General features: G+C 61.6%; 11 protein-coding genes and 1 pseudogene. 8 read left to right on the top strand and 4 right to left on the bottom strand.

Going from position 1 to position 16,601, the window contains the following annotated elements; all coding sequences use genetic code 11:
* Positions 1-31: 31 nt before the first annotated feature.
* From IPJ76_14560 to IPJ76_14550, 3 genes are read left to right on the top strand one after another with little or no spacing between them, the layout of a single operon-like run.
* On the top strand, positions 32-1,498 hold the full coding sequence (locus IPJ76_14560) for an LptF/LptG family permease (protein QQR85812.1): 1,467 nt from the start codon (positions 32-34) through the stop codon (positions 1,496-1,498).
* Complete coding sequence (locus IPJ76_14555) at positions 1,473-2,672, top strand: glycosyltransferase (GenBank protein ID QQR85811.1); 1,200 nt, start codon at positions 1,473-1,475, stop codon at positions 2,670-2,672. Before IPJ76_14560 ends, IPJ76_14555 begins: the two co-directional genes overlap by 26 nt.
* Positions 2,669-3,862, top strand: a complete 1,194-nt coding sequence (locus tag IPJ76_14550; GenBank protein QQR85810.1) for a glycosyltransferase — start codon at positions 2,669-2,671, stop codon at positions 3,860-3,862. The genes IPJ76_14555 and IPJ76_14550 overlap by 4 nt, the downstream gene beginning before the upstream one ends.
* Positions 3,863-3,865: 3 nt before the next feature.
* Here IPJ76_14550 and IPJ76_14545 read toward each other — a convergent pair whose 3' ends face one another.
* Entirely contained in the window at positions 3,866-5,056 is a 1,191-nt protein-coding gene (locus IPJ76_14545; protein ID QQR85809.1) for an OmpA family protein, read from the bottom strand.
* 126 nt (positions 5,057-5,182) lie between these two features.
* Between IPJ76_14545 and IPJ76_14540 the strand changes: the two are divergent.
* Positions 5,183-6,566, top strand: a pseudogene (locus IPJ76_14540) (MATE family efflux transporter).
* A 139-nt stretch (positions 6,567-6,705) separates the two neighbouring features.
* Here IPJ76_14540 and IPJ76_14535 read toward each other — a convergent pair.
* Positions 6,706-7,440, bottom strand: a complete 735-nt coding sequence (locus IPJ76_14535) for a hypothetical protein (protein ID QQR85808.1) — start codon at positions 7,438-7,440, stop codon at positions 6,706-6,708.
* A 71-nt stretch (positions 7,441-7,511) separates the two neighbouring features.
* On the opposite strand from IPJ76_14535, the gene IPJ76_14530 reads away from it, so the two are divergent.
* Positions 7,512-8,324 (top strand): hypothetical protein, encoded by an 813-nt coding sequence (locus IPJ76_14530; protein QQR85807.1) that lies wholly within the window; start codon positions 7,512-7,514, stop codon positions 8,322-8,324.
* A 131-nt stretch (positions 8,325-8,455) separates the two neighbouring features.
* Entirely contained in the window at positions 8,456-10,636 is a 2,181-nt protein-coding gene (locus IPJ76_14525; GenBank protein ID QQR85806.1) for a hypothetical protein, read from the top strand.
* A gap of 294 nt (positions 10,637-10,930) precedes the next feature.
* Here the strand turns inward: IPJ76_14525 and IPJ76_14520 are convergent, their stop codons facing one another.
* A complete protein-coding gene (locus IPJ76_14520; GenBank protein ID QQR85805.1) occupies positions 10,931-11,179 on the bottom strand; it encodes a DNA-binding protein in 249 nt (82 codons plus the stop codon).
* A 135-nt stretch (positions 11,180-11,314) separates the two neighbouring features.
* Here IPJ76_14520 and IPJ76_14515 point away from each other — a divergent pair, with 135 nt between their 5' ends.
* Both IPJ76_14515 and IPJ76_14510 read left to right on the top strand, forming a co-directional pair.
* A complete protein-coding gene (locus tag IPJ76_14515) occupies positions 11,315-13,918 on the top strand; it encodes a hypothetical protein (GenBank protein QQR85804.1) in 2,604 nt (867 codons plus the stop codon).
* Between the two features lie 52 nt (positions 13,919-13,970).
* Complete coding sequence (locus IPJ76_14510; GenBank protein QQR85803.1) at positions 13,971-16,145, top strand: T9SS type A sorting domain-containing protein; 2,175 nt, start codon at positions 13,971-13,973, stop codon at positions 16,143-16,145.
* Positions 16,146-16,148: 3 nt separating this feature from the next.
* Here the strand turns inward: IPJ76_14510 and IPJ76_14505 are convergent, their stop codons facing one another.
* Positions 16,149-16,568, bottom strand: coding sequence for a hypothetical protein (locus IPJ76_14505; GenBank protein ID QQR85802.1), 420 nt, complete (start codon positions 16,566-16,568; stop codon positions 16,149-16,151).
* Positions 16,569-16,601: the final 33 nt, after the last annotated feature.

Genomic DNA, 16,601 nt, shown 5'->3' with positions numbered 1-16,601 from the left:
TTGGCCGGATCTTTGCGCCCTTCGTAGCGGAATGAAGCGGCTGCACCTGATGATGCTCAGGTCCTTTTGGGGACCGCTGCTGATCACCTTTATTCTGGTGCTCTTCATTCTGTGCATGCAGTTCCTGTGGAAGTACGTGGACGACCTCATGGGCAAGGGCCTGGAGTGGACCGTCCTCGCAGAACTGCTGCTTTACGCCGCCGCCAGTTTCGTTCCGCTGGCCATGCCGCTGGCCATCCTGCTCAGCAGCATCATGACCATGGGCGCCTTGGGAGAGAACAGCGAGTTGGTGCCTATGCGCAGCGCAGGACTGGGCCTGTTCCGCATCCTGCGCCCGTTGGTTGTGGCCTCGGTGCTCATGGCCGGTCTATCGTTCTGGTTCAGCAACAACGTGATCCCCGTGGCCAACCTGAAGTTCTACAGCCTGCTGTGGGACGTGACACAGAAGAAACCCGCACTGAACCTGCAGCCCGGCGTGTTCTACAACGGCATCACCGGCGTGAGCATCCGCGTGCGCGAGAAGCATGAGGACGGCTCGTTGAAGGACATCCTCATCCACGACCACCGCGAACAGTTCCAGGGCAACCGCACGGTGATACGCGCCGCCGACGGCCGCATGGAGCGCAGCGCCGATGGCCGTTACCTGGTGCTGAAGCTGGACAGTGGTGTGGTGTACGACGAACGTTCGACCCTCGGCGACACACGCCAACGGGGTCGTAAGGCCAGCGGCAAATACCCGTTGCTACGCGGCACCTTCCAGCACGATGAGCTGCGGCTTGACCTCAGCGCCCTCGACTTCAAACGCGTGGACGAGGACCTGTACAAGGACCAGTACAAGATGCTCACCATCGGCCAGTTGGAGTTCGCCATTGATAGCCTGCACCTAGTGAACGCGCGGCGCGTGCTCTCGCAGGAGCGGTTCCTGCGCAGCGCGTCATGGGCCGTGCGCGACAGTGCCCGTGCGAACGGTGAAGGCGTGTACACCGACCGCAAAGCCTTCCTCGGCAGGATCGGCCGCGAAGGCCAACAAACGTTGATGGACCAAGCCATGAACCTTGCACGCGGACAAGTTGAGTTCCTGGAGCGCTCGATCAGGGAACGCGAGCAGGCGAAAGAGCAACTGGCGCGTTACGGCATCGAGTGGCACCGGAAGCTGATGCTCAGTTGTGCCTGCGTCATCTTCTTCTTCATCGGTGCACCGCTGGGTGCCATCGTGCGCAAGGGAGGTTTGGGGCTACCGGTGGTGATCGCGGTGGTCTTCTTCCTTGTCTTCCACATCATCAGCTACAGCACCGAGCAGATGGTGAAGAACCTCGATCTGGAACCGTGGCCGGGCATGTGGATCAGCACGCTGGTGGTGCTGCCCATCGGGCTGTTCATCACGTGGAAGGCCGCAACCGACAGTCCGCTGCTGGACGCCGATGCCTATCATCGCGCTTGGGACCGGTTCCGCCGGAAACGCACTGTGCCCGATGCGCATCCTCCAGTTGTGCCATAAGCCGCCCTTCCCGCCCATCGATGGCGGCAGCAAGGCCATGCACAACCTCACCCGCGGCCTGCTCGCTGCGGGCCACCAGGTGAAGGTGCTGTGCATCAGCACGCCCAAGCATCCGTTGGAGGTGGATGAACTGCCCAAGGCCTACGTGAAACAGACGGCCATTGAAGGCGTGTTCGTGGACACGAGCATGAACGTGGTGGATGCGTTCACGGACCTCATCACGATGGACAACTACAACATCAGCCGGTTCTTCAGTGCGGACATGGACATCCGCCTGATCCGGTTGCTGAGCGAGCAGCGCTTCGACCTCATCCTGCTCGAGAGCTTGTTCGCCACACCGTACATCGCCACGATACGCCGCTACACGAAGTCGCCCATCGTGCTGCGCAGCCACAACCTGGAGCATGTCATCCAGGAGCGCATCGCCACCGGCGAGAAGAACATCCTGAAGAAGCCCTACCGCCAGTTGCTTGCTCGCCAACTGAAGAAGTACGAGATGGCCGTGCTGGACCAAGTGGACGGCGTGGCGGCCATCAGCCCGAGCGATGCCGCGAAGTTCGCGTCGCACTGCAAGGGCACGCCCATCGCCACCATCCCGTTCGGCGTGGATCCGGCCGAGTATGAAGTTGAAGCCCCCGGCGGCACGCCCATCTTCTTCCACTTGGGCAGCATGGATTGGCTGCCGAACGAGGAGGGCATCCGCTGGCTGCTGGAGCACGTATGGCCGAAAGTCATCAAGAAACAACCGAAGGCCCGTCTGCACCTGGCAGGCAACAAGATGCCCAAGGACCTGATGGATGCTGCGATCGAGGGCGTTACCATCAGTGGCCGCGTGCGCAACAGCAACTCGTGGATGGGCGCCCGCCATGTGATGGTGGTGCCGCTCTTCAGTGCCGGCGGCATGCGCGTGAAGATCATTGAGGGCATGGCCATGGCGAAGTGCGTGATCAGCACGCCCATCGGAGCGGAAGGCATCGACCACACCGACGGCGAGAACATCGTGCTGGCGCGGACGGCAACCGAATTCGCCGAGGCCATGGTGGAGGCGTTGGAAGACCCGGAGCGCACACAGCGGATCGGCCGCAAGGCGCGCAAACTGGTGGAGGAACGCTACAGCGATGGCCGCATCGTGCGCGACCTGTCCGCCTTCTTCAAGAGCATCGGCAAAGGATGAAGTTGTTCGTGCTGCTGAGCCGTGTGCCCTATCCGTTGGAGAAGGGCGACAAGCTGCGCGCCTACCACTTGGTGAAACGCCTGGCCCAGAAGCACGACATCTTCCTGTGCTGCCTCAGCGACCAGGCCGTTGCGCCCGACGCGGTGGAGCACTTGCGCGGCTTCTGCCAGCACATCGAAGTGGTGCACCTCCCCCGCTGGCGCATCGTATTGAAGCTCGCCAACGCGGTCTTCTCGCGTCTGCCGTTCCAGGTGAGCTACTTCCACCAGCGCCACGCACAACGCCAGGTGGATGCCGCCATCGAGCGCTTCAGGCCCGATCACATCTTCTGCCAGCTGGTGCGCACCACGGAATACGTGCGCGAACGCTGGGACCTGCCCAAGACGATCGATTACATGGACACGCTGAGCAAGGGCATGGAGCGCCGCACCGAGACCTCCTCGTTCTGGTTCAAACCGTTGTTGCGCGCTGAAACACGGCGTCTGATCGCTTACGAGAACCTGATGTTCGACCTGTTCGACCACCGCGTTATCATCAGCGCACAGGACAGGGACTACATCTATCATCCGGCGCGCACAAGCATGGCCGTGATACCCAACGGCGTTGACACCGACCATTTCAAGCACATTGCCCAAGGGGCGCACTACGACCTGCTGTTCACCGGCAACATGAACTACCCGCCGAACATCGACAGCGTGCTCTTCCTGGCCAACAAAGTGCTGCCGTTGGTGCGCAAAGAACGTCCGGGCACGAACCTGCTGATCAGCGGCGTGGACCCGAGCCCGCGCGTGCGCGAACTGGCGCAGCGCGATCCGCTCATTACCGTCACCGGTTGGGTGAAGGACATCCGCGCGTCCTACGCCGATGCCCGGATCTTCGTGGCACCGATGCAGATCGGAACGGGCTTGCAGAACAAGCTGCTCGAAGCCATGGCCATGGGCATACCGTGCATCACCAGCCCCTTGGCCAACAACGCCGTGGGTGCGGCCCCCAACGAATCCATCCTCATCGGTACCGAGCCGGAAGAACATGCGCGCCACATCCTACGTCTGCTCGACCACCCGGAGGAGCGCGACCGCGTGGCGATGAACGGTTCGCACTTTGTACGTGAACAGTTCGACTGGCAACGCAGTTCCGATGCGTTGGACGCGCTGATCACCATGGGCCGCACTGCGGTTCCTCTTGCCTGAGGCTCACCTTTCCAACACTTCGAACTCCACTCTCCGGTTCTTCGCGCGCCCGGGATCGTCCGTGTTTGGCGCAATGGGCTTGCTCTCACCATAGCCTTTGGCGACAAGTCTCGCGGCATCCACCTTTTTCTTGATAAGGTAGTTGACCGCGCTCTGCGCGCGGGCCTGCGAGAGCTTCAGGTTGTAGTCGTCGCTGCCCTCGGCATCGGTGTGGGCGCTTATCTCGATGCGCATGTGCGGGTAGTCCGTGAGCAGTTCGATCACACGGTCCAGCTCGGCCTCGCTCTCGGGCTTCAGTTCGCTCTTGTCGAAGTCGAAGAAGATGTTCTCCAGCCGGATGATGCGGCCGACCTCCGGTTCAACTTGATGGATGTCCACTTCGGCCGTGCTGGTGTGGTCCGGCACTTTCTGCTTGGGCGGCGGCGGTATGCTCTCATCGGGCTTCTCGCTGAGCGCCATGCCGGCCGGAGCGATGCGGATGTTCACATCGTCGATGAAATAGTAGGCACCACGTTCTCCTTCGGGTTGCCGCTCGTGACCTGTGCGGCCATCGCTGTAGAAATTGCCGATGATGATGTACTGCTCATCGCCCTTCGCCTCGAACACACCGCTCACCTTTTTCCAGCTCGTGCGCTTCACCACCTCACGTTCATTGATGGTGGGCGTGATGTACAGCGGGAGGCAATCACGTGTCTTCACGGGCGTGTTCGTCACCAGCAGCCCGATGTTGTTGCTGGCCTCGTTGCAGAAGCTGGCGCGCATCACCCAGAACTCGGCGATGTAGCGCTTGCCAGCCCCCAGCGGCTGTGGCAGCTCGGTCTGCACGTATTCGTGCCAGAAGGTGGGCGTGTTCCCCCTTCCCCACACTTTGATGCCCACCATGCTGGTGCCGCTGTGCGGTTGGGCCTTGCCTTCGGTGCGTTTGCCCGGATGGCTCCAACAGGTTTTCTCGTTGCCCGTGTCGAAGAGGTCGGGCGTGGTTTCCGTGGGGCTGTCCCACCACGTCATGTTCTTGCTGAACTTCTCCGCTTCCTGTGTCCAGGCGCAGTAGAGGCGCTCATGCTGCTCGAACCCGCCGTCGGGCAGCAGGTTGGGCATGGTGTCGTTGTTCAGGGTGCGCTGGAAGGCGTTCTGCCCGATGGAGACCTGGCCCGTGAGCACAAGGGCTGCGGACAAGGCGGATGAACGGAACATGTGCATAGTGCAAAACTCCGGGCATCGCGCGGCGCTTGGGCGGCGTGACCGGCGCGATCATCAACAGGGCACCGTTGGCCGGGTACCTTCGCCGCCCTTTCGCACCAGGACAAGTCAGGAAGAGCCATGCGCCGCCTTTGGAATGTCATACGGGAATCGTTGAAGGACGCCGAGCGCGACTACACGACCATGGGATTGCGCCGGGCCATCGTGCTGCTGAGCGTGCCCATGATCCTAGAGATGGGCATGGAAGCGCTCTTCGCCATCGTGGACATCTTCTTCGTGAGCCGCGTGGGCGAGAACGCGACCAGCACGGTGGGCATCACCGAGAGCATGCTTGTGATCACCTACTCGCTCGCGTGGGGGTTGGGAATGGGGGCCACGGCGCTGGTTGCCCGCCGCACCGGTGAAAAGGACAAGGAAGGCGCACGGACCGCAGCAGCACAAAGCGTCACCATCGCTTTCGTCATCGGCTTGCTGCTCGCCGTGCCGGGAACGGTCTTCGCACCCGATCTGCTGCGCCTTATGGGGGCCGAACCCGGTGTTGTAGAGGAAGGCTCTGCATACGGTCGGTTGATGATGGCCAGCAACTTGATCATCATGCTCCTCTTTGCCATCAACGCGTGTTTCCGTGGTGTTGGCCGTGCGAACATGGCGCTATGGTCGCTCGGTTTGGCCAATCTCATCAACATCATCCTGGACCCGATGCTCATCATGGGCATCGGTCCCTTTCCGGAGCTCGGCGTTACGGGTGCGGCCGTGGCCACCACCATCGGCAGAACATGCGGTGTCCTGTTCCAGCTCTACCATCTGTTCAAGGCCGACGGCCCGTTCGCCGTGCGCATGCCCGACCTGCGACCCGTATGGTCCCTCATCCGTAGCATCCTGCAGGTCGCTGTCGGCGGTGCTGGGCAGTTCCTCATCCCCAGCCTTAGCTGGATGTTCCTCTACCGCATCATAGCCGAGAGCGGCACTGCGGCCGTTGCCGGGTATACGGTCGCCATCCGCATCATCATATTCGCACTGCTGCCTGCGTGGGGCATGGCCAATGCGGCCGCCATTGGTGGGTCAGAACTTGGGCGCAGGCCATCCGGAACGAGCGCAACGCAGCACGTGGATGTGCGGCCACTACAACATGTTCTATCTCGTGCTGGTGAGCGCCATCTTCTGGTTCGTTCCGGAAGCGGTGCTCTCGTTCTTCGAACTCAGCGATGCAGGTCGTGCAACGGCCACCCTGGCTCTGCGCGTGATCAGTGCCGGATATTTCTTCTACGGTTACGGCATGGTGCTCGCACAAGCCTTCAATGGCGCCGGCGACAGCATGACGCCCACCTGGCTCAACGTCATCGGCTTCTGGATCATCGAGATCCCCTTGGCGTATGCGCTTGCCAAGCCACTGGGCATGGGCGCGCTCGGTGTTTTCCTTTCCATCGCCATCAGCGAGAGCATCCTTGCCATCCTTTGCGCCATTGTCTTCCAGCGCGGCAAGTGGAAATTGGTGAAGGTTTAGGCGCCTTGTTCCAAGTGTCAAAGTATCAAGTGTCAAGGTTCAACGGCGACCAGGCCACGCATTGGCCAAGCGCTTCGATCGCCATCTTGTGTCTTGATACTTGACACTTGAACCTTGACACTTACAGCTAACCCGGCGCTCAGCTCTTCTTCCCGTAGTACTCCAACAACTGGTCGATGACCATCTCCACCTTGCGGCTATCGGCCCAGGTGCCGCGGAAGACGAGGCGGCCGCGTTTGTCGATGACGTAGCACGCGTTGGGCACCTGACCGTACTGCAACAACACCTTGTCATCGATGCTGTCCACCAGTACCGGAAGCTGCGTTGATGCTGCGAGCTCTTTGGCGTAGGCCATCTTCTCGGCGTCGGTTTGCGGCCGGGGATAGTCGCGGTAGTCGCTGTCGCCAGGGTGCAGCTCGCGGCCGTAGATGACGAAGAGCTCCACCTCGGTGCTGTCGTACTGCATGCGCAATTTGTCCCAGCGCGGCAGCTGCATGCGCCCGGGCGGGTTGGTGATGCTCACGAACATGAACGCGCGGATGCGACCGCTATCGGCCGTGAGCGTGTGCTGCTTGCCGTCGGTATCGGCAAGCATGAACGGATGGACCCGGCCATCATTGAGGTTGCCTTCGCTGTAGGCGCGCACATCCTCAACCGCCTGGCGCAGCATCTTGTCCCAGCTCATCTTCCACACGCGCACCTGCTTGCGCATCTTCTTGATCTCCTTCTCGCTGTAATGGTTCAGGTAGAAGTCGAGATCATCGCGGAAGGTGAGCCCTTCGCTGGTCTTGTGCGGCACGGGATTCCAGATGCCGGCTTGGGCGAAGAGGAATCCAGGAACAGCGGATACGATCGCGAAGAGAAGAGCGCGCATTGGGCGAATGTAGTTGGACAGGTCCGCAGGCCCGTGCTCGCCCATTGCTTTGGAAACCTACTTTCGGAGCGATGCGGACAGCATTCCTTTTCCTTTTTCTCACCGCCCCCACCCTGCTCCTCGCGCAAGCCGAAGGGCTGCCCATCGGCGCGCGACCAGCGGGCATGGGCAACGCGGCCGTCACCCTCACCGATGTGTGGAGCACGCACCACAACCAGGCCGGGTTGGCCGGTTTGGAGCACACCACGGTCGGCGTGTTCTTCCAACGCCACTTCCTCAGTGAGGAGCTGAACCACCAAGGCCTGGCCGCGGCCATCAAGCTGGGCAAAGGCACCATTGGCATCAGCGGCAACCTGTACGGCTTCGACCTCTACAGCGAGACGAAGGCGGGTCTGGCCTACGCGATGAACTTCGGCGACGGTCTGCGCGCGGGCGTTCAGCTCGACTACCTCAACATCCGCCTGGGCGAGGGCTACGGAAGTCGGAGCGCGGTGGCGGCCGAGATCGGTGTGCAGGCGCGCTTGGTGGAGAAACTGTGGATCGGTGCGCACGTGTACAACCCGAACCGCGCCAAGGTGGGCGGGTCCTACGACGAACGTATTCCCACCATCATCCGGGCGGGCCTCGGCTGGCTGCCCAGCAACAAGCTCACGATCAACTGCGAACTGGTGAAGGACATCGACAAGCCGGAATCCGTGCGTGCCGGTTTGGAATGGCACCCGAACAAGGTGCTCTTCCTGCGCACCGGTGTGAGTACAGCGCCGGTGCAAGGCCACTTCGGGCTGGGTGTTCGCTTCGGGAAGTTCGATGCTGACCTGGCCGTCGCGTTCCGCAGCCAATTGGGCGCCACACCGCAGATCGGTCTTCTCTATCGGTTCGAGTGATGCGGTTTCCGATCGCGATACTTGGGCGCTTCCGTCATCGCGAGGAGGCTCTGCGACGAAGCGATCCAGCGCTTCCCCTGGCTGGATCGCTTCGGCCCTGTGAAGGGCCTCGCGATGACGCGAGGGCCAGGGTGTCTGCAATTGTTCCGATCATCAGTTGTTTCCTCTTCGTCCTTGGCACCACGAACGTGCTTGCCCAAGGAGAAGACAAGATCCCGCGCGACCTCATCGAGCAACGCATCGAGGCGGCGGCTGAGCAGCTAGGCGAGGACAACGACCTGGACCTCACCGTGCTCTTCGACATCCTGGCGGGCTATTACCAGGACCCCATCGACCTCAACCGCACCGATGCGCAGGAACTCAGCAACCTGCAACTGCTCAACGATGCGCAGATCGGGGCACTGCTTGCGCACTTGGAAGACAACGGACGACTGCTCAGCATCTACGAACTGCAGGCCGTGGACGGATGGGACGTGCGCACCATCCAGCTCGTGCTGCCCTTCGTTCGCGTGAGCGGCAACGAACAACGCACCACGGCCAGCTTCAAGGAGATCATGAAGAACGGTTCGCACGAAGTGATCGTGCGCAGCGTGCTGAACGTGGAGGAACGCAAGGGCTTCATGGACCGCAACAACTTCATCGGCCAGGAGTACAGCGACCCGGACGGTGAGGCCTTGCCCGACTTCAGTGATGCCCAAGTAGTGGATTCGCTCCGCCGCAACAACAGGGTGTACCTCGGCAGCCCGGTGAAGCTCTACGCTCGCTACCGTTTCCGCTACCGGCAGAACATCAGTTTCGGTATCACGGCGGAGAAGGACGAAGGCGAGGAGTTATTCCAAGGCTCGCAGCAGAACGGCTTCGACTTCTACAGCGCCCACCTCTTCGTGCGCAACATCGGTCCGGTGAAAGCCCTCGCGCTCGGTGACTACCAAGCCCAGTTCGGACAGGGGCTCACGTACTGGAGCGGCTTGGCGTTCGGCAGCAAGAGCGCCTACACCATGAACGTGAAGCGCAACGCCGGAGGTCTCCTCCCCTACGCCAGCGTGAACGAGAACCTCTTCCTGCGCGGCATCGGCGCCACCATCGGGGTCGGCAAGAAGTTCGACATCACTGCCTTTTACAGCCAGCGCAAGCTCGACGCGAACGTGGACAGCATAGCCGGTGGCGACAACTCTGCCGGGGACGTCGGCATCATTTTCAGTTCGTTCCAGGAAGACGGTTTCCACCGCACCAACAACGAATTGGAGAAGAAGGATGCACTGGACGCGCGCACGATCGGCGGGCATCTGCAGTTCCGCCACAAGGCTTTGAGCATCGGTGCAACGCTCGCCACTGTCTCCTTCGGAACCGAACTGGTGCGCAACACGCGGCCATACAACCAGTTCGAGTTCCAGGGTTCGCAGAACACGACCATGGGCATCGATGCCAACTGGTTGTGGCGCAACGTGAGCGTCTTCGGCGAGGTGGCGCGCAGCAGCAGTGGCGGGGTGGCGTTCAACGTCGGTTCATTGCTCGCACTGGACCGCACCGTGTCGCTGGCCTTGGTGTACCGCAACTACCAGCGCGACTTCCACGGTTTGGTGAGCACTGGTTTTGCCGAAGGCACGAATCCATGGAACGAAGAAGGTTTCTATGCCGGCATTGAAGTGCGCCCCACGCGCCAGTGGGTGCTGAACGCGTACTTCGACAGGTTCCGGTTCCCGTGGCTGCGCTTCCTGGTGAACTCGCCCAGCGATGGCTACGACGCGCTGGTGCAGCTCACTTGGAAACCGAGCAAGAAGGTGGAGCTCTACGCACGCTACCGCCACCAGGACCGCGCACGCAACACCAGCGAGGACGTGGAGGGCATCGACTTCATCGTGAACGCCGTGCAGGAGAACTACCGCTTCAACGCCAGCTACAGGGTCAGTGAGAGCATCAGCCTGCGCACGCGTGCCGAGGCCATCAACTTCACGCGCGGCGACGACCCCTTGAAACACGGACTGTTGGTATACCAGGACCTGGTGCACCGCCCGCTGCGCAGCACCTTCGAGTACACGTTGCGCGTCGCGTTGTTCGACACGGACAACTACGACTCACGCGTGTACGCTTATGAGAACGACATCATCGGATTGTTCTCCATACCACCGTACTTCGGGCGCGGCATGCGCTGGTACGCCATGGTGCGTGCCAACCCCATGAAGCGCGTGGACGTATGGGTGCGCTACGGTGCCTGGCTTTACAACAACCAGGACGTGTACAGCAGCGGCTTGCAGGAGATCAATGGCAGCGTGCGCAGCGAAGTGAAGATGCAGGTGCGGGTGATGTTCTGAACCTTCCGTGCTCGGTCATAGCGACCTCACGCTGCCCTCAGGGCAAATGGCCTCACCCCTGCCCCTCTCCAGTGGAGAGGGGTCCGAGCGTACACGATTGGCTTGGTGCGTTCATCATGGAGCGGTGCGAGCCAGTCGATGCTCCATAGGCTCTTTGCTTGCACGCATTTCACCCTCTCCTTTGGAGAGGGCAGGGAGAGGTGAAAAAGAAAAGAGGCCGATGTTGCTCGACCTCTTTCCCTGCCGTTGCCGGCACCATCCGATCAGTGCCCACGCACCGATCCTCGAACGCGCTCAGTTGCGCGGTTCTTCCAGGATCTGATTGGCCAGGTCCAGGATGCGTGTATCGTCCAACGCCACAATGCCGCCGTCAGGTCCACCCTCCAGATGCACGCCCATGCTGCGCCCTTCCTTGTGGCTGTACCCACCGAAGTAGTTCCACACGGTCTCCACGTTCATGTCCAGCTCGCTCGCGATGCGATGGATGCTGCCGTCCGGTAAGCGGTCCTTGATGCGGCGCAGTTCGTTGAAGGTGATGTTCATGGGTTTGGGGTTTTGGTCCGCCGGGGGAGCCTCCGGCGTTAGGCACTCCGAATGTAAAGCCGCCTTTGCCGGATCGTTCACTTGTTGAAGGTTTTTTCCGGCAGGCCTTGCACGCACCAGGGATACCTTGCCCCCATGCCCACCACGCACCGCTTGGCCGCCGCCATCCTGGTGCTTTGGCATGGGGCGCTCCTTGCCCAGCAGTTCAATGTGAAGGTCTTCGGGGCCGAGCACGGGCTGCCCAGTGCCACGGTGGATGCCCTGGCCGAGGATAGCCTCGGCCACCTGTGGGTGCAGACCTTGGGCGGGCTTTGCCGTAGCGACGGCAAGGACTTCGAGCTGTGGACACGAAAGCATGGCGCCCCACCACCGGAAACACGCGCCGCCCTCGACCCGCGCGACAGCACCTACCGTATCGTGTGCAACAACCCCGGCGCCGACCCCACTGCCCAATGCGGACTCGTGGACCAACGCGGAAACACATGGACAGGCAGGACTGACGGGGCGTATCGCAACGGCCCTGATGGACCGCTGCACCTCCACGCAGGCAACGGCCTCGGCCATAGCGATGTGCTGTGCATGCTCCAGGACCGTAGTGGTGCCATCTGGATGGGCACCGCGTTCGGTGGCCTGGCCCGCTTCACCCACGACGCTTGCATCAACTTCACCGAGCGGGACGGCCTTGGCGCGCGGACCGTGAGCGCCATTTTGCGCACCCCTGATGGCGCATTGTGGATCGGGACCAGTGGTGGCGGGCTCACCCGCTGGGACCAATCAGGCTTGCGCTGGTTCGGGGAGCACGACGGCCTGCGCGATGCCTACATCACGTGCCTTGCCCTTTCCCCCGATTCGACACTGCTTGTAGGTACTGCGGGCCATGGCTTGTTGGAATGGACCGGGGCATCCTTACGGTCGCCGACCTGGGCTGGAACGCTCGGTCCGGCACACATCAATACCGTTCGGTCTATGGACAGCACCCTGTGGGTCGCTACCGAGTCTGGCGTTTTCCGTTCAGAGCGCGGCTCACCGCTGAGCAGGTTCGGCGACCATGCCGAAGCAGCCATTGATGTGTTGCCCGATGGCCATCGGACGTGGATCGCAACCGAGGACGGACTGGCCTACTTGATGGACGGAAACCCCGTTGCGTACCGCGATCGTGACGTTGACCTTCCCGCGAACGTGCAAGTAACCGCTCTTGTGCGCGACGGCTCGGGGAACATCTGGGCGGGCACCGATGGGCAAGGGCTGTGGCGCTTCAACGGAGCGAAGAGCACGCGCTTCACCACGGCCCACGGACTGAGCAGCGACCGGGTGGTGCAAGTGCTGCTCGATGCGGACGAGAACGTGTGGGCGGGCACCGCGCGCGGCTTCGACCGGCTTGAACTGGACGTGCTGCAAGAACGCCTGCTCAACGTGGACCACTTCGGCACGGCCGATGGCTTCATCGGCCAGGAAGCCTTCCGCAACGCGTGCTTCCTCGACATCGATGGGACACTCTGGTTCGGCACGGTGAACGGCGCAACGCGGTTCGATCCTGAGCGGGCGACAACGATCGCAACGGCACCGCACACGCGTATCACACAAGTGCTGCTGGACCATGAGGTGCCCGACTGGTCGCCGTGGAGCAGTGGCCTGGATGCGCAAGGCCTGCCGAAAGACCTTCAGCTGCCCCACAACCGCAATCATCTCACGTTCGCTTTCGTCGGTCTTTCACTGGCCGAGCCTGAAGCCGTGCGCTACCAGTACTACTTGGAAGGGCATGACCCGGGCTGGAGCGATGTAACGGCCGAACGGCGCGTGGTATACAGCAATCTCGCGCCAGGCAGTTACACCTTCAAGGTGATCGCGCGCAACGGCAGCGGTGTCTGGAACGAACAGCCGATCGCGTTCACGTTCACCATTGCTCCGCCGTCATGGCGCACGGCAGGCTTCCTTTCCATTTCGGGCGGTTCTCTCGGCATCCTGCTCTATGGGTTCGTGCAGCTGCGCACTCGCCGCCTGCGCCGTGCGGCAGCGCAGCTCGAGGCCATGGTGGACGAGCGCACGCGGGAATTGGCGCAGGAGAAAAAGCGCAGCGATGATCTATTGCTCAACATCCTGCCTGCCAGCACGGCCGCCGAACTGAAGGAGCACGGCAACGCCGCCGCACACCACTACGAGCATTGCACCGTGCTTTTCAGCGACTTCAAGGGGTTCACCAGCTTCAGCGAAGGGATGCCGAGCGCCAAGCTCGTAGCGGAACTGGACCGTTTCTTCCGCGCGTTCGACCGGCTATGCGATGCGCACCGCATGGAGAAGATCAAGACCATCGGCGACGCCTACATGTGCGTGGCCGGCGTTCCGAACGACGACCCTGAGCATGCGCTCAATGCCGCTCGTATGGCGCTGGCGATGCTCGAAGAGGTGAAGCGCATCAACGCAGAACGAGCCAACGAAGGACAGGAAGCCTGGCCTATCCGCATTGGCCTTCACAGTGGGCCGCTCACCGCCGGCGTGGTGGGCGAGAAGAAGTTCGCCTACGATATCTGGGGCGGCACAGTGAACCTGGCCAGCCGCATGGAAAGCACCGGTGAGCCGGGAAAAGTGAATTGCAGCGGCGCCACCTACGCGCTTATCATGGACCATATGCGCTGCACCCCGCGCGGCCCGGTGAAGGTCAAGGGCAAGGGCGAGGTGCACATGTACTTCGTGGAAGACTTGCGGCCCGAACCCAACACCGGGGCTGGAAAAACATCCTAGTCCGCAGGCCACCTTCCGTGGAACTTGCGTCATCTTCACAGCACCCCACCCCATGAGGACACTCGCGCTTCCTGCACTTTGGTTATCGGTCCATGCCTTTGCGCAGCCACTGACCGTCGGTTTCAACACGCACTACGAGACCTGCTCCAACAGCAACGGATCAGTGCAAGCCGTCGTGGGCGGTGGCACACCACCCTACACCTACCTCTGGAGCAACAGTGCTACCACCGATTCCATCTGGGGATTGAACGCGGGTGTGTACACCCTCACGGTTACGGATGACCTGGGCACCGTGCTCTCGCAGGACGCGACCGTCCAGAACGTGAACGACATCGGCGCGTTTTCCGGTCTCAACCATGCAGGTTCCATGTTCACCACCGGCTTCGGGGTGCCCTGTGAGGGCGTGTGCAATGGCGCCGGCGCCGCCACACAGGTCGGTTTCTATGGCACGCCGCCCTACGCGTTCGAGTGGGACGATCCGAACATCGTACAGACCGGCATATCGGTGCAAGGCGACCCCATCTTCTACGGCTTCTGCGGTAATGGCACCTACACTTTCCAGGCGTTCGATGCGAACGGTTGCTCATCGTTCGCAAGCACCGGGTCCATCATCCAAATGGACAGCACCAGTTTCGCGCGGATCGATTCCGTGGATGCCGCAGACTGCCTCTTGGACAATGGAATGGTCCATATCTCAATGCCGGGCTGGTGCGCCTACTTCGATGTGTACCAGAACGGTGTGCTCCTGTTCAGCACGGGCCAGAACATGTTCACCGCCGAGATCGGTGGTCTGGGACCCGGTGTGTACGATATCGGTGTGCGCTACTGCGTGTCCGGTTGCGATCAGTGGTTGTCCGTCACCATTCCAGCAACAGGTCCTGGCTGCGGACAAGTGGACGGCACCGTGTTCAACGATGTGAACGGGAACTGCTTGCAGGATGCTGGGGATGTGGGCATACCGTATCGCATCATGCGCGTGAACCCTGTGAACGAGCTGGTGATCTCCAGCATGGACGGCCGCTTCCTGGAAAGTCTTCCACCCGGCAGCTACACCTTGGAACAACTGGACCCAGGTCTCTATCCCATTTGTCCATTGCCGCAACCCGTGCCCTTTACCTTGAACGGCGACAGCGCAACGATCGACCTGGCCGACACCACGGTTTGGGGCTCCTCGGTGGATCTCTCCATCAGCGCGGGCAGCTTCTTTGCGCGCCCCGGATTTTTGCACAGCACGTTCTCAACGGTATTCAGCAACACTCCAACGAACAGTGGGCCGGTCACGGTAACGTGTGTATTGGATGCACAAACCAGCTTCTCGCAGGCTTCGCCGATACCAACAACGGTCAACGGGAATACCGTGCTGTGGGTAGTGCCCACGGTGGCAGCTTTTGCCCAAACCAATTTCAACGCGCTAACACTGATCCCAGTCGGAACACCGCTCGGCACAAGCATCCTTCACCAATGGTCCGTTTCCACAGCACCGGCGGATCTGGACGCATCAAACGACCAGGCGAGCACGCTCACCGGGGTTACCGGCAGCTACGACCCGAACGACAAGACCGCCTTCACCAGCAGTGGCCTCAGCAGCTCCGAATACTACATCAACCAGGACGAGTACATCGATTACGTCATCCGCTTCCAGAACACCGGTACCGACACTGCGTTCACCGTTGTGGTCGTTGACACACTTCCGCTGGAGCTCGACCAGTCCACTTTCCAGCAGGGCGCAGCCAGCCAACCCTTCAGCGTGGCTTTCAAGCCGGGCCGCGTGGTGGAATGGACCTTCAACAACATCCTGCTGCCGGACAGTAACACCAACGAACCACGGAGCCACGGAGCAGTGGGCTTCCGCATAAGGCCTACGCCACCGGTGATGCCCGGCTTGGTGCTGGCGAACGCGGCCGACATCTTCTTCGACTTCAACGCACCAGTGCGCACCAACACGAGCGAGCTTTTTGTGGCAACCGGTATGGCTATTGCCAGTCGATCCGAGCCGTCTGCGCTTCAGCTGTTCCCCAACCCCACCGAGGACGTGCTCCGTGTGAACGGGGCGCAGGTGGGAAGCACCTTGCGGATCCTCTCAACGGACGGTCGCTTAGTGCACGCGCAGCGTGTTGTTACCACCTCCGAACAAGTTGTGGTCGGCCACCTGCCCCAGGCTCTCTACATCTTGCAGGAACGCGCCGCCAACGGCACAACGCGCCAAGCCCGGTTCGCCGTTCGTTGAGATCTAGCCCTTCCAAACGAAGGCCGCGTCAGGCACCTGCCAGTCGCGGCCTTTTTCGTCCTTCACCGAAACGCGCACGACGAAGGGTGTTCCTTTCGGCAGGTTGACGATCATCTTTTTCATGGCCGGGGTGAGCGTTCCGTTCGCAGCGGTGAGCGCTTCGGTCTTGCCTTCGCAATTGCGTATGCACACGGCCAGGGTGGTGATGCGCGCGCCCGATACGCAGCTTACGAGCTTCACTTCAGCGGCGGTGTCGAGATCCGTCCTGGTCACATCACCGGTGAGCTTGCCGCAGAGCTGTATCCGCGGATCGCCGCCAGGCAGTTCGGTCGTGCAGGCTGCGCGATCGTGGAAGACGATGGCCGCATGGCCCGTTGTGAGCGCGCTGGAGGACAGTAGGGTACAGATCAAGAGAGTCTTCATGGCGTGAGGTTCTGGTACACCCCCACAATGCGC

Source organism: Flavobacteriales bacterium (assembly GCA_016699575.1).
Lineage (GTDB): Bacteria > Bacteroidota > Bacteroidia > Flavobacteriales_F > PHOS-HE28 > PHOS-HE28.
Note: the sequence above shows the minus strand (reverse complement) of the source record. Positions and strands in the feature narration are given on the sequence as shown.

What these genes read in the sequence shown, in the direction of transcription:
- IPJ76_14510 (QQR85803.1), top strand. Translation starts at nt 13,971, where the DNA reads ATGAGGACACTCGCGCTTCCTGCACTTTGGTTATCGGTCCATGCCTTT.
- IPJ76_14505 (QQR85802.1), bottom strand. Translation starts at nt 16,568, where the DNA reads ATGAAGACTCTCTTGATCTGTACCCTACTGTCCTCCAGCGCGCTCACA.
- IPJ76_14535 (QQR85808.1), bottom strand. Translation starts at nt 7,440, where the DNA reads ATGCGCGCTCTTCTCTTCGCGATCGTATCCGCTGTTCCTGGATTCCTC.
- IPJ76_14545 (QQR85809.1), bottom strand. Translation starts at nt 5,056, where the DNA reads ATGTTCCGTTCATCCGCCTTGTCCGCAGCCCTTGTGCTCACGGGCCAG.
- IPJ76_14520 (QQR85805.1), bottom strand. Translation starts at nt 11,179, where the DNA reads ATGAACATCACCTTCAACGAACTGCGCCGCATCAAGGACCGCTTACCG.
- IPJ76_14560 (QQR85812.1), top strand. Translation starts at nt 32, where the DNA reads ATGAAGCGGCTGCACCTGATGATGCTCAGGTCCTTTTGGGGACCGCTG.
- IPJ76_14530 (QQR85807.1), top strand. Translation starts at nt 7,512, where the DNA reads ATGCGGACAGCATTCCTTTTCCTTTTTCTCACCGCCCCCACCCTGCTC.
- IPJ76_14555 (QQR85811.1), top strand. Translation starts at nt 1,473, where the DNA reads ATGCGCATCCTCCAGTTGTGCCATAAGCCGCCCTTCCCGCCCATCGAT.
- IPJ76_14515 (QQR85804.1), top strand. Translation starts at nt 11,315, where the DNA reads ATGCCCACCACGCACCGCTTGGCCGCCGCCATCCTGGTGCTTTGGCAT.
- IPJ76_14550 (QQR85810.1), top strand. Translation starts at nt 2,669, where the DNA reads ATGAAGTTGTTCGTGCTGCTGAGCCGTGTGCCCTATCCGTTGGAGAAG.